Annotated in this window: 8 protein-coding genes and 1 pseudogene; 5 read left to right on the top strand and 4 right to left on the bottom strand. The window is 66.0% G+C overall.

Going from position 1 to position 13,486, the window contains the following annotated elements:
- Positions 1–85 precede the first annotated feature (85 nt).
- Together gltB and A7G45_RS07050 are read left to right on the top strand one after the other, a co-directional pair.
- Positions 86–4,693 carry a glutamate synthase large subunit gene (gene gltB / locus A7G45_RS07045; protein WP_260935253.1) on the top strand — a complete coding sequence of 1,536 codons (4,608 nt, stop codon included), beginning with the start codon at positions 86–88 and terminating at the stop codon, positions 4,691–4,693.
- Positions 4,686–6,152, top strand: a complete 1,467-nt coding sequence (locus A7G45_RS07050; RefSeq protein WP_260935255.1) for a glutamate synthase subunit beta — start codon at positions 4,686–4,688, stop codon at positions 6,150–6,152. The genes gltB and A7G45_RS07050 overlap by 8 nt, the downstream gene beginning before the upstream one ends.
- Before the next feature lie 81 nt (positions 6,153–6,233).
- Here the strand turns inward: A7G45_RS07050 and A7G45_RS07055 are convergent, their stop codons facing one another.
- A complete protein-coding gene (locus tag A7G45_RS07055) occupies positions 6,234–6,938 on the bottom strand; it encodes a helix-turn-helix transcriptional regulator (protein ID WP_260935257.1) in 705 nt (234 codons plus the stop codon).
- 76 nt (positions 6,939–7,014) lie between these two features.
- Between A7G45_RS07055 and A7G45_RS07060 the strand changes: the two genes are divergently transcribed.
- The 3 genes and pseudogenes from A7G45_RS07060 to A7G45_RS07070 all read left to right on the top strand — a co-directional run.
- Positions 7,015–8,721 (top strand): amidohydrolase, encoded by a 1,707-nt coding sequence (locus A7G45_RS07060; protein WP_260935259.1) that lies wholly within the window; start codon positions 7,015–7,017, stop codon positions 8,719–8,721.
- Positions 8,718–10,154 (top strand): amidase, encoded by a 1,437-nt coding sequence (locus A7G45_RS07065; RefSeq protein WP_260935261.1) that lies wholly within the window; start codon positions 8,718–8,720, stop codon positions 10,152–10,154. The genes A7G45_RS07060 and A7G45_RS07065 overlap by 4 nt, the downstream gene beginning before the upstream one ends.
- Positions 10,155–10,200: 46 nt before the next feature.
- Positions 10,201–11,037 (top strand): annotated as a pseudogene (locus tag A7G45_RS07070) (nitrilase-related carbon-nitrogen hydrolase); the annotation flags it as partial.
- Between the two features lie 229 nt (positions 11,038–11,266).
- On the opposite strand, the gene A7G45_RS07075 reads toward A7G45_RS07070, so the two are convergent.
- From A7G45_RS07075 to A7G45_RS07085, 3 genes are all read right to left on the bottom strand, one after another.
- Positions 11,267–12,601 (bottom strand): 9-bladed beta-propeller domain-containing protein, encoded by a 1,335-nt coding sequence (locus A7G45_RS07075; RefSeq protein WP_260935263.1) that lies wholly within the window; start codon positions 12,599–12,601, stop codon positions 11,267–11,269.
- A gap of 64 nt (positions 12,602–12,665) precedes the next feature.
- The gene (locus A7G45_RS07080) at positions 12,666–13,148 is read right to left on the bottom strand and encodes a hypothetical protein (RefSeq protein WP_260935265.1); all 483 of its coding nucleotides are present in this window, start codon (positions 13,146–13,148) and stop codon (positions 12,666–12,668) included.
- Positions 13,148–13,471 (bottom strand): ESX-1 secretion-associated protein, encoded by a 324-nt coding sequence (locus A7G45_RS07085; RefSeq protein WP_260935266.1) that lies wholly within the window; start codon positions 13,469–13,471, stop codon positions 13,148–13,150. Before A7G45_RS07085 ends, A7G45_RS07080 begins: the two co-directional genes overlap by 1 nt.
- Between the last annotated feature and the right edge of the window lie 15 nt (positions 13,472–13,486).

Raw genomic sequence — 13,486 nt, forward strand, 5'->3', positions numbered from 1 at the left:
CATACCGTCGCTCAGTCCGCTGGCGCCGCCATAAGCGGCGGTCAAGCGATGCTTCGTAATGAAGATGGTGAAGGGTTAGGTGGGAATGACGCCGCAGCACGGCGGACCCAGCAAGGTCGGGCTGTACAACCCCGCGCATGAGCACGACGCCTGTGGCGTCGCCATGGTCGCGGACATTCACGGACGTCGGAGCCGCGACATCGTCGACAAGGCGATCACGGCACTGCTGAACCTGGAGCACCGCGGTGCTGCAGGTGCCGAGCCGAACACCGGCGACGGCGCAGGCATCCTGCTGCAGGTTCCGGACGAGTTCCTCCGCGCCGTCTGCGCGGAGGAAGGCATCGAGCTGCCCGCCGAGGGCAGCTACGCCACCGGCATCGCGTTCCTGCCGCAGTCGGCCCGCGACGCCAAGCTGGCGTGCGAAGCCGTCGAGAAGATCGTCGAAGCCGAGGGCCTGCAGGTCCTGGGCTGGCGCGACGTCCCGTTCGACGAGTCGTCGCTGGGTGCGCTGGCGCGTGACGCCATGCCGACCCTGCGTCAGATCTTCATCGCCGGCGCTGACGGCATGCAGCTCGAGCGCCGCGCCTACGTCATCCGCAAGCGGGCCGAACACGAGCTGGGCACCAAGGGCCCGGGCCAGGACGGCCCCGGCCGCGAGACGGTGTACTTCCCCAGCCTGTCCGGCAAGACCATCGTCTACAAGGGCATGCTCACCACCCCGCAGCTCAAGGCGTTCTACCTGGACCTGCAGGACGAGCGGATGAAGAGTGCGCTGGGCATCGTGCACTCGCGCTTCTCGACCAACACGTTCCCGTCGTGGCCGCTGGCGCACCCGTTCCGGCGGGTCGCCCACAACGGTGAGATCAACACCGTCAACGGCAACGAGAACTGGATGCGGGCCCGTGAGGCGCTCATCCACACCGACGTGTTCGGGTTCCACAACGACCTGAACAAGATTTTCCCGGTCTGTACGCCGGGCGCCTCGGACACCGCACGGTTCGACGAGGCGCTCGAGCTGCTGCACCTGGGTGGTCGTCCGCTGCACCACGCGGTGCTGATGATGATCCCCGAGGCGTGGGAACGCAGCGAGACCATGGACCCCGCGCGGCGGGCGTTCTACCAGTACCACTCGTCGCTCATGGAGCCGTGGGACGGCCCGGCGTCGGTGTGCTTCACCGACGGCACCATCGTCGGCGCCGTCCTGGACCGCAACGGCCTGCGTCCGTCGCGCATCTGGGTCACCGATGACGGCCTGGTCGTCATGGCCTCCGAGGCCGGCGTCCTGGACCTGGACCCGTCGACCGTCGTCAAGAAGCTGCGCCTGCAGCCCGGCCGCATGTTCCTCGTGGACATGGCCGAGGGCCGGATCGTCGACGACGAGGAGATCAAGGACAAGCTGGCGGCCGAGCACCCCTACCAGGAGTGGCTCGACAACGGCCTGTTCCACATCGACGACCTGCCTCCGGGCGACTACGTCAAGATGCCGCACCACCGCGTGGTACTGCGGCAGCAGGCGTTCGGTTACACGAACGAAGAGGTCACCCAGCTGATCGTGCCGATGGCACGCACCGGCGCCGAGGCGCTGGGCTCCATGGGCACCGACACCCCGATCGCTGTGCTGTCGCAGCGGCCGCGGATGCTCTACGACTACTTCCAGCAGCTGTTCGCGCAGGTGACCAACCCGCCGCTGGATGCCATCCGGGAAGAGGTCGTGACCAGCCTCTCGGGTGTCATCGGCCCCGAGGGCGACCTGCTGAACCCGGACGAGAACTCGTGCCGGCAGATCGTCGTACCGCAGCCGATCCTGCGCAACGGTGACCTGTCCAAGCTGATCTGCGTCGACCCCGACCACGAGATCCGGGGCCGCAAGCACGGCATGCGCGCCGCGGTCGTCAGCTGCCTGTACCCCGTCGCCGACGGCGGTGACGGCCTGCGCCGGGCCCTGGAGGACGTGCGCACCAAGGTGTCGCAGGCCATCCGCAATGGCGCCCGCATCATCGTGCTGTCGGACCGTGAGTCGAACGAATGGCTCGCACCGATCCCGTCGCTGCTGTCGACGGCGGCCGTCCATCACCACCTGGTCCGGGAACGCACCCGCACCCAGGTCGGTCTGGTGGTCGAGTCCGGTGACGCCCGTGAGGTTCATCACATGGCCATGCTGGTGGGTGTCGGCGCTGCCGCCATCAACCCGTACATGGCCTTCGAGACCATCGACGACATGGTCGACCGCGGCGTCATCTCCGGACTGACCAGTGACAAGGCCAAGGCCAACTACGTCAAGGCCGCCGGCAAGGGTGTGCTGAAGGTGATGTCCAAGATGGGCATCTCGACGCTGGCGTCCTACACCGGCGCCCAGCTCTTCCAGGCCGTCGGTATCAGCCAGCGCGTGCTCGACGAGTACTTCACCGGCATCTCCTGTCCGACCGGCGGTATCGACCTCGACGACATCGCGGCCGACGTCGCGTCGCGGCACAGCCTGGCCTACCTGGACCGGCCCGACGAGTGGGCTCACCGCGAGCTCGAGGTCGGCGGCGAGTACCAGTGGCGTCGTGAGGGCGAGTACCACCTGTTCAACCCGGACACGGTGTTCAAGCTCCAGCACTCCACCCGCACCGGGCAGTACTCGGTGTTCAAGGAGTACACCAAGCTGGTCGACGACCAGAGCGAGCGCATGGCCTCGCTGCGTGGCCTGTTCACATTCAAAGACGGTGTGCGCGAGCCCATCTCGATCGACGAGGTGGAGCCCGCCAGCGAGATCGTCAAGCGCTTCTCCACGGGTGCGATGAGCTATGGCTCGATCTCGGCCGAGGTGCACGAGACCCTCGCGATCGCGATGAACCGCCTTGGCGGACGGTCGAACTCGGGCGAGGGCGGCGAGAACGTCGAGCGATTCGACCGGGACGCCAACGGCGACTGGCGACGCAGTGCCATCAAGCAGGTGGCGTCGGGCCGGTTCGGTGTCACGTCGCACTACCTGACGAACTGCACCGACATCCAGATCAAGATGGCCCAGGGCGCCAAGCCCGGTGAGGGCGGTCAGCTTCCGGGACACAAGGTGTACCCGTGGGTGGCCGAGGTCCGGCACTCGACCCCGGGTGTCGGCCTGATCTCGCCGCCGCCGCACCACGACATCTACTCGATCGAGGATCTGGCGCAGCTGATCCACGACCTGAAGAACGCCAACCCCGAGGCCCGCATCCACGTGAAGCTGGTGTCGGAGAACGGTGTCGGTACGGTCGCGGCCGGCGTCTCGAAGGCGCACGCCGACGTGGTGCTGATCTCCGGGCACGACGGTGGCACCGGTGCCACCCCGCTGACCTCGCAGAAGCACGCGGGTGCCCCGTGGGAGCTGGGCCTGGCCGAGACGCAGCAGACCCTGCTGCTCAACGGTCTGCGCGACCGGATCGTCGTGCAGGTGGACGGCCAGCTCAAGACGGGCCGTGACGTGGTCATCGCCGCGCTGCTCGGCGCCGAGGAGTACGGCTTCGCCACCGCGCCGCTGGTGGTCTCGGGCTGCATCATGATGCGCGTCTGCCACCTCGACACCTGCCCGGTGGGTGTGGCCACCCAGAACCCGGTGCTGCGTGAGCGGTTCACCGGCAAGCCGGAATTCGTCGAGAACTTCTTCCTGTTCATCGCCGAAGAGGTCCGCGAACTCATGGCGCAGTTGGGCTTCCGCACCATCAACGAGATGGTCGGCCAGGTCGGCGCGCTGGACACCAGCAAGGCCGTCGAGCACTGGCGGGCGCAGAAGCTGGACCTGACCCCGGTGCTGTACGAACCGGAGTCGGCCTTCATGAAGCAGGATCTGTACTGCACGTCGGGCCAGGACCACGGTCTGGACAAGGCGCTCGACCAGCAGCTGATCGCCGAATGCCGGGACGCCATCGAGTCCAAGGTCCCGGTGAGCCTCGCCATGAAGATCACCAACGTGAACCGCACCGTCGGCACGATGCTGGGCCACGAGGTCACCAAGGTCCATGGCGGCCAAGGGCTTCCGGACGGCACCATCGACATCACGTTCGACGGCTCGGCGGGTAACAGCTTCGGCGCCTTCCTGCCGAAGGGCATCACTCTCCGGGTGAACGGCGACGCCAACGACTATGTCGGCAAGGGTCTTTCGGGTGGACGCATCGTGGTCCGCCCGTCGAAGAACGCGCCGGCCGGTTACGTGGCCGAGGAGAACATCATCGGCGGCAACGTGATCCTGTTCGGTGCCACCAGCGGCCAGGCGTTCCTGCGCGGTGTGGTGGGCGAGCGGTTCGCGGTGCGTAACTCGGGTGCGCAGGCGGTCGTCGAGGGTGTTGGCGATCACGGCTGCGAGTACATGACCGGCGGCAAGGTGGTCATCCTCGGTGCAACCGGCCGTAACTTCGCTGCGGGTATGTCGGGCGGTATGGCCTACGTCTACGACCCGCAGGGTGCGCTGCCGGGCAACATCAACGGCGAGATGGTCGATCTCGATGCGCTCGACGCCACTGACGAACTGTGGCTGCACGAGATGATCACGGCCCATGTCGATGGGACCGAATCGGCTGTGGGACAGCGGATTCTGGCTGATTGGCAGAATCAGAAGGAGCAGTTCATCAAGGTGATGCCTCGCGACTACAAGCGGGTACTGGAGGCGATCGCCGGGGCCGAGGCCGCCGGCGAGAACGTCGAGCACGCGATCATGGCGGCCGCTCGTGGCTGATCCGAACGGCTTTCTCAAGCACACCGCCCGTCAGACCCCTACCCGCCGGCCGGTCGACCTGCGCCTCAAGGACTGGAAAGAGGTCTACGAGGAGTTCTCGAAGGACACCCTGCAGGTCCAGGCTTCGCGCTGCATGGACTGCGGTATCCCGTTCTGCCACAACGGTTGTCCGCTGGGGAACCTGATCCCCGAGTGGAACGACCTGGTGTACCGGGACCGCTGGCGTGACGGCATCGAGCGCCTGCACGCCACCAACAACTTCCCGGAGTTCACCGGGCGGCTGTGCCCGGCGCCGTGCGAGGCGTCGTGCGTCCTCGGCATCAACCAGGACCCGGTGACCATCAAGCAGGTCGAGGTCGAGCTCATCGACAACGCCTTCGACCAGGGCTGGGTCAAGCCGATGGTTCCGGACGTGAAGACCGGCAAGACGGTCGCCGTCATCGGTTCCGGACCGGCCGGTCTGGCCGCTGCCCAGCAGCTGACCCGCGCCGGCCACGACGTGACCGTCTTCGAGCGGGCCGACCGCATCGGTGGTCTGCTGCGTTACGGCATCCCGGAATTCAAGATGGAGAAGCGGCACATCGACCGCCGTCTGGAGCAGATGGAGGCCGAGGGCACGAAGTTCCGCGCCAGCGTGAACGTCGGTGTGGACATCACCGTCGAGCAGCTGCAGGAAGACTTCGACGCAGTGGTGCTGGCCGGCGGTGCGACCGCATGGCGTGACCTGCCGATCCCGGGCCGCGAGCTCGAAGGCATCTACCAGGCCATGGAGTACCTGCCCTGGGGTAACCGGGTGCAGCTCGGCGACGACGTCGTCGACGCCGACGGCCAGCCGCCGATCACGGCCAAGGGCAAGAAGGTCGTCATCATCGGTGGTGGTGACACCGGCGCCGACTGCCTGGGCACCGCCCACCGGCAGGGTGCCGAGAGCATCCACCAGTTCGAGATCATGCCGCGTCCGCCGGAGGAGCGCGCCGAGTCGACCCCGTGGCCGACCTACCCGCTCATGTTCCGGGTGTCCTCGGCACACGAAGAGGGTGGCGAGCGCGTCTTCTCGGTCAACACCGAGGAGTTCGTCGGCGCCGACGGCAAGGTCACCGCACTCAAGGTGCACGAGGTCGTCATGAAGGCCGGCAAGTTCGAGAAGGTCGAGGGTTCGGACTTCGAACTCGCGGCGGACATCGTCTTCCTGGCCATGGGCTTCGTCGGCCCGGAGCGTGAAGGCCTGCTGAACGAGCTGGGCGTCGAGCTGACCGACCGCGGAAACGTGGCCCGGGACAACGACTTCCAGACCACCGTGCCCGGCGTCTTCGTCGCCGGTGACATGGGCCGCGGCCAGTCGCTGATCGTGTGGGCCATCGCCGAGGGTCGCGCCGCGGCCGCCGGCGTGGACCGCTACCTGATGGGCGAGTCGGCGCTGCCGAAGCCGATCCGGCCGACGGCTGCTCCTCAGCGATGAGCGCTTGCGCGAAGAGCCGATGACACAGCGGTAAGTCGTATTTGGTTCGCCGGTCCCAGGTTTCCTGGGGCCGGCGAACTGCTATCTGAGCCGGGTCACCAGCTCGGTTCGTGAGCGCACGTTCGACTTCCGGTAGATGTGCTGCAGATGGCTCTTCACCGTCGGCACGCTGATGAACAGCGCGCGGGAGATATCGCTGTTGCTCGCGCCCTGCGCCAGGAGTTCGACGACGTCGCGCTCGCGGGCCGACAAGCCCCAATGTTCTGGCACCGCAGCAGGATTCGGCGCACTCGGCAGTTCGCCGAGCATGCAGTAAGACTGTTCGACGAACGCGTGAGACTTCTGCAGGAACCCGATCTCGTCCTTCGTGAAGTCGCCGTCCTGCGCGCTCTTCAGCAGCGAGATGCCGGCGACGATGCGGCCGGCATGGCGGAGGTACAGCTCGGCTTCGTACCGGTAGCCCATGGGGCGGAAGAACTCCGCGTAGTAGTCGGTGCGGTCCAGGCGCTCGCCGAGGTCGTTCGAGGTGGCGAGGTCCGCGCCGGTCGCGGCGAATCTGCGGGGATGGAACGGGTCCAGTTCGTGGAAATAGCCGTTGTAGCGGCCGTTCTCCTCGGGGTGGATGCGGTCGAACACGTGGTCGCCGGCGTTCATGCCGTGATCCACCGAGTAGAAGACCAGACCCGAGACCCGGACGAACCGGGACAGGAACCCCATGGTGTTGCGCTTGAACTGAATGTTGCGCTGGACCGGGTGATCGGTGAAATCCGCGGCGGCCACCGACATCTCGCACTCCTCGATACCCGTACTTCATCCTTTGGGATGATTCTCCCCAGAGTAGGCCGCTCATAGAGTTTCGCGTGTGAGCAGAACAACATTGATCCGGTCGTCGAAGATTCTGACCTTCGACGAGACCATGCCCGTCGTCGAGGCCGTCCTCGTCGAGGACGGCGTCATTCGCGAGGTCGGCAGCTTCGCGGAGCTGGACAAGGGCGATGCCGAGATCATGGATGCCGGCGACGCGGTGGTCATGCCGGGACTGATCGACACTCATCCGCACGTCATGCATTTCGGTGCGCTGCGCGGTGGCCTCGTCGATCTGAGCGACGCCGTCGACCACGCGGACATCGTCGAGCGGATCCGGGCCCGTGCCGCCGAGACCCCGGCCGGGGAATGGATCTTCTGTACGCCCGTCGGTGAAGCCCATTACTTCGTCCGCCGGTCCTGGCGCGACCTTGCCGAACGGCGTCTGCCGGACCGTCATGTCCTCGACCTCGCCACGAGCGGGCATCCGGTGCTCATCCAGGCGTGGGCGCCGCGGACGCCGAACATCGTGGCGTTCAACAGCGCCGGCCTGCGCGCCGTCGGACTGTCGGACTTCATCCCCGATCAGGTATGTGACGTCGAGATCGACAAGGACGAGGCCGGCCGGTTGACCGGCATCCTGCGCGGGCCCGTCAACAACTACTACACATACGACCCCTTCTGGGGCCAGATTCTGCTCAAGCTCCCGCCGATGGACCCGGCCCACGCCATACCCGGCGTCGTCGAGGAAATGGCGCGGTTCTCCGCCAACGGCGTCACCACGCTGTACGAGGGGCACGCGATGGAGCCGGTTCATCTCGCGGGGTATCAACAGCTCCGTGCTGCCGGGATGCTCACCATGCGGGTACAGGCGACGCACGACGTGGAGTCGGCCATCTTCTATCCCTTCGATCCGTTGTCGCTGGCGGATTTCAATGAGCGCCTGAATTCCCTTGCGCCGCAGTCGTTGGACCTCTCCGATGACCTGTTCCGCATCGCCGGCATGACCATCAGTCCGGGCGGGCCCTGCTTCGCAGGCCATTTCGCGATGCACGAGGCGTATTCGGATCCGTTCGGGCGGCCGACCAAGGGAAATCGCTTCGTCTCGCTGGAGAAGGAAGAGTCGTTCGTCCGGTTCTGTGCGCAGCACGGCATCAGGGCGAACATCTGTGTCGGCTCGTACCGGGAGCACGACGACTTCCTCGAGATCGCCGAACGGGTGGTGCGCGAGTACGACTTCCGGGACAAGGCGTGGATTCTGCAGCACGCCATCACGATCAGCCCCGATCATGTGCGCCGATACCAGGCGCTCGGTTTTCAGGTCACGACGTCCGTCGGATTCGCGTGGGGCAAAGGCGCGATGTACGACGAGCGCATCGGCCGGCACATCTGGCGCGACATGGTGCCGCTGCGGCGGATGCTCGACGCGGGTCTCGACGTGTGCGGTGGATCGGACTGGGGGCCCAAGAACCCGTGGGAGCAGATCACCCTGGCGCAGACACACGAAATCGCGGGTACCGATCTCCGCAACGACGGGCCCGATCAGGTCATCACGCGCGCGGAATCGCTGGCCATGTGGACGACGAATGCGGCGAAGGTCCTGGGCTGGAACGAAATCGGGTCCATCCGGCCGGGCAACCACGCTGACCTGATCTTCGTCGATCGGGATCCGTTGACCTGTGGTGTCGAGGATTTGAAGGAGACCCGCGTCCATCGAACCCTGTTGGCGGGGAACGTTGTTCACGATGACGGAGCCCTGGCGTGAAGGCCAGCGAGTACGCGGGATACGACGCGACCGGACTGGCTGCCCTGATCCGTGCCGGCGAGGTATCGGCGGCCGAGGTGCATGACGCGGCCCGCGCCGCGATCGAGGCCGTCGACGAGACGCTCAACGCCGTCGTCTCGGGGCCATGGGACGCTCCGCTCGCCTACGACTCCGCGGGGACATTCGCGGGGGTTCCCTTCGCGCTCAAGGATTTCGCGATCCACGCGGCCGGGGTGCCGACCTACTTCGGCAGTCGCCTTGCCGGAGCGGGGGTGGTGTTCCCCCACGACACCGCGCTGATGACACGGTTCCGCGCGGCCGGCTTGGCCACCGTGGCGTCGACCACCACCCCGGAGTTCGCGTTCAACGGAAACACCGAACCCGTGGCGCACGGGTCGACCCGGAACCCGTGGGACCCGACGCGCTGCGCCGGCGGTTCCAGTGGTGGTTCTGCGGCGCTGGTCGCCGCGCGCGCCCTGCCGATCGCACACGCCACCGACGGCGGCGGCTCGATCCGAATTCCCGCTTCCGCCAACGGCTTGGTCGGATTGAAGCCGAGCCGCGGACGCGTGTCTCCGGGGCCGGATGAGAGCGAGCCGCTGTCGGGGCTGGGTGTCGAATTCGGGCTGACCCGGTCGGTACGTGACTGTGCAGCACTGCTCGACGCCGTCAGCGGTCCGGTTCCCGGTGACAAGTACGTCGTTCGTGATCCGGTGCGACCGTATGTCGAGGAGTTGAACCGAGAGCCCGGCAGGCTGCGTATCGCCATCCATACCGAGTCTTGGGCCGACGGCCCGGTCGACGAGGAGGTTGTTGCTGCGGTGACCGCCGTCGGGGCAGCGCTGGAAGGTCTGGGGCACCGCGTCGTTCCGGACTCGCCGGTGTTCGATTGGGAGCAGTTCGTCGACGCCAACCTCCCGGTGTGGAGTGTGTCGCTCGCCGAGGGAATCGACGCCCTCGCAGCGGCTTTCGGCACCGCACCTGGCCCGGACAACCTCGAGGCCACAACCCTGGCCTGCGCCGAATACGGCCGCCGCGTCACCGCCACACAACTCGGCGCCGCCCTCGCCGTCTTCAATCAGGTGTCCCGCTCCGTCGGTTCGTTCTTCACCGAATACGACCTGCTGCTGACGCCCACGCTGAGTGCGCCGCCGCAGCTGCTGGGGGAACTCGACGCCAACGACGCGTCGCTCACGCCCGCGCAGTGGATACAGAAGCTGCTTGGCGCCTGCGCCTTCACGCCACTGTTCAACGCCACCGGGGGACCGGCCATCAGCCTGCCGCTCGGCTGGACCCGGTCGGGGCTGCCCATCGGCGTGCAGCTGGCCGCGCCCATGTGCGACGAAGGCACGCTGATTGCTGTTGCGTCCCAACTGGAGACGGCGATGCTGTGGGCTGATCGGATGCCGGGGGTGAACGCCGGTGGCTACTGAGCACGGGACGCCGATCGCGCCGTATCTGGCCGTGGGCCTGTCGACGGTGGTCCGCAACATCGAACGACGCTCGCAGATTCAGGCGAATCTCGACGTCATCGAAGAGACCATTCATGCTGCGGTATCGACGGTTTCGATCAACATGCCGGTCAAGCTGGTCGCCCTCGCCGAGGGGGCGCTGACCGGCTTCGGCGACGAAGCATTCGACATCCCGCACGTGCAAGCCGCGCGGGAGATGTTCATCGACATCCCCGGTCCCGAGACCGAGCGCCTCGGCGCGCTCGCCCGGGAGCACGGCGTCTACCTCATCGCGCAATGCAAGGCGCGATGGCCCGAGGTGATGCCGGACCGCTACTTCAACTCGATGATCATCATGTCGCCGGCGGGCGAGGTGGTGCACCGGGCGACGAAGAATCACGTCTGGTGCCGCGAACGCTCCTGCACGCCGCACGACGTATACGACCGGTGGGTCGAACTGTTCGGCGACGGGCTCGATGCGTTCTATCCGGTGCTGCGCACACCGGACATCGGGACGATCGGGACCATCTGCTGCAGCGACGGTGAGTATCCAGAAGCGGTACGTGCGTTGGCATTTCAGGGTGCGGAGGTGGTGTATCGGCCGAGTGAGGCGGTACCCATGACGCAGGCCGGTCCCGATCCCGGCGGCACGTGGCTGTTACAGAACCGCGCCCACGCGCATTTCAACAGCCTCTACATGGTGTGCCCGAACACCGGTCCGGTCTACGCGACGCAGGGTTCCGCACACCCCTTCGACATCGCCGGCGGCAACTCGCACATCGTCGACTACAACGGGGCTGTGCTCGGCCACACGGTCTCCGGATTCAACTCGGTCGTCGCCGGCGTGATCGACATCGAGGCACTACGCCAGTTCCGGGTGATGAACCTGAACTCCAACTGGCTCAAGGACCTGCGCACCGAACTCTTCCGTGACATGTACGACGCACCGATCCACCCGAGGAATCTCTGGCTCGACCAAGAGCCGGTGCTGCATGCCGAGGCCGACGAGATCTACCGGGCGAACATCGCGCGGCTGATCGAGCGCGGGGCCTACACGCTGCCGGCGCACCGGTTCCCGGGTGCCGGCATCGCACCTACCGGTTGACGAGAGAGAACAGTTCGGTGCCGTCGTCCGACAGTCGCACGAGGGTGTCGCCGAGCCGGGTCACCGTGCCGAGGGAGCCGGGCGGTCTGGGTATCGACCACGCCACTTCACAGGTGGTGAGGTCGTAGGCCTGGGCCAGCAGCTTCCAATCAGGCGAGGTGCGGTCATGGGGCGCCCGCACGATGACCTTGCCGTCGGTGCCCACCGTTCGAAAGAAGTCGAACGCGCACGGTGCACCTGTCGCGCCGGAGCGCATGTCGTACGGGCGATAAGCAGGTGGTGCGTCGCTGGCGCTGTCGTTGACCCACAGGGTGCTACCGATCAGGTATGTGTCGCGGTATGCATTCCCTGGAATCTCCAGAAGTTTGACACCACGGAGGTCATGGACCGACATGGCGTTACGGCCCACGACGGTGACGAGGTTTCCGGGCACTCCGGTCAGATGACCCTGGATTCGTTTGTCGCTGAGGGGCTTTCCCTCGGCGTTGAAGAGTTGGACGAATTCGTTGTCGGCCTTGGTGCTGAACTGGCCGGCGAAGCCGCCTTCGAAGAAGTTCCAGTTCGACATGTACGCGTCGGCGGGTAACTGAGGTGTCCACTGACGGCCGTCTTTCACGGAGAACATGACGGTGTCGTTGGGCGGGTTGTCGTGTGTGCCGCCAATTGCGATGTCGTCGCTCATTGGACCCAGGTGGTCCCCGATAAGGGCTACGTGCCAGGTCTTTTCCGCGTGCGCACCCACTCCGTAGGCACCGCGACCCTTGTCCATGGCCACCAGGTAGTTGGGCGTCCGCTCGGCCTGAGGTTGCGCGCCGTTGGCATACCGGAGGTCGGTGGGTCCGGTGTACGTCAATGCACCTGTATTTCCATCGATCACCCAGGCGGTGGAGGGCTCGACGACATGGTCTGAAATGCACACCACATCGGTGCCATTGGGGAAACACCTTGGTATCTGCCGAGTTTCGCCCAGCGGCACGGCTGGAAACAGTGGGCGTCCGATGGTGCTGTCCATCCCGGCGAGCCACCACTGTTCCGGAGGCCCAGGCGTGCTGGCCAGCAGATACGTGCGGTGCGAGGTCGTCTTGATGGTGGGGTATTCCCAGGAGTCCTTGCCGGCGTTGATCCGCGCATCTGCGGGTAGCCCGAGATCTGAGATGCTGGTCCGCCAGCCGGGTACCGGCTGTGACCGCAATGGCGACAACAGGTCCTGCCTGGGCGGAGTCCATTTTGAACGTGCCCAAGACTCAGCGCCGCCGAGAAACCACCACCAGATTCCGCTACCGATGACCACTGCCAGCACCGTCGCGATGGCGGCGGCGATCATAGGCCAGCGGCGTCGTGGGTTCGTCACCTGGACAGGCGGCGACGGCGACGGGATGTACATCGCCTCAGTCCTGTTCGTGTTCGTATCGCGTGGCGAAGACTTCAGCCTTTTCGGCGAGCGCTGTCTCCATCGATGGCAGGCCAAGATCGCGCTCGAGGTAGCCGTTGACGGCCACCCGATCCATGCCTGTGCGTGACATCAAGCTGGCGACGATCAAGCGCTGCCCAGCCAAGGCATTCTGCCGCGCGAGCCGGGCGATCACCGAAATCTCCTCGGCCAGTTGATCTTCGGTCATGCCAGTGACCTGGGGAGCCAGCTCGATGCGGTACGGCCGGCCATTGGGCAACGCGCTCACCGAGACCGTGCCCGGAGGATTGGTCACCGTGAAGATCATGGTGTCGACCGTGTCTTCGGCTTCTGGGTCAGACGATTCCGAGCCTGAGGCGACGGACTCCACTCCTGCCGAGTAGAGATCGTCGAGCACCGCGTCAGGCTCGAAGTCGTCGGGCTCGTCATCCCAGCCCGAATGGTCCTGCGGCAACTCCATCAGAGCATCTGTTGGCGGAGCATCTGGGCCGAAGCGTCATCGGTGTTGTCGTAAAGATCGGCGGCCGAGTCGAGCTTGGAGCTCAATTCGGACGACACCTTCTGCATCTGCGCGCCGGCGGCCCGTCGCGCCTCGAGGGCAGTTGAAACAGCAGAAGATGTTGCCACGCAGACCATTCCGTGTGTTTCTTCAACGTGTCGGGCCGGGTCGACGAGAGCCCGATTGGCGCCGATGAGTTTGTCCGAGGCTTTCTGTTGCTTCAATGCCAGATGCCGGACGTGCTCGGTCAGTACGACGAGGTTCTTTTCCTGGTCCGTTGCCATGTCGATCCGTTCGTT

Source organism: Mycolicibacterium llatzerense (assembly GCF_025331195.1).
In the GTDB taxonomy this organism is placed as follows: Bacteria; Actinomycetota; Actinomycetes; order Mycobacteriales; family Mycobacteriaceae; genus Mycobacterium; species Mycobacterium llatzerense.

Excerpts from the sequence above, each read along its gene's own strand:
- A7G45_RS07075 (WP_260935263.1), bottom strand. The coding sequence starts at position 12,601 with ATGATCGCCGCCGCCATCGCGACGGTGCTGGCAGTGGTCATCGGTAGC.
- A7G45_RS07055 (WP_260935257.1), bottom strand. The coding sequence starts at position 6,938 with ATGTCGGTGGCCGCCGCGGATTTCACCGATCACCCGGTCCAGCGCAAC.
- A7G45_RS07080 (WP_260935265.1), bottom strand. The coding sequence starts at position 13,148 with ATGGAGTTGCCGCAGGACCATTCGGGCTGGGATGACGAGCCCGACGAC.
- A7G45_RS07085 (WP_260935266.1), bottom strand. The coding sequence starts at position 13,471 with ATGGCAACGGACCAGGAAAAGAACCTCGTCGTACTGACCGAGCACGTC.
- gltB (WP_260935253.1), top strand. The coding sequence starts at position 86 with ATGACGCCGCAGCACGGCGGACCCAGCAAGGTCGGGCTGTACAACCCC.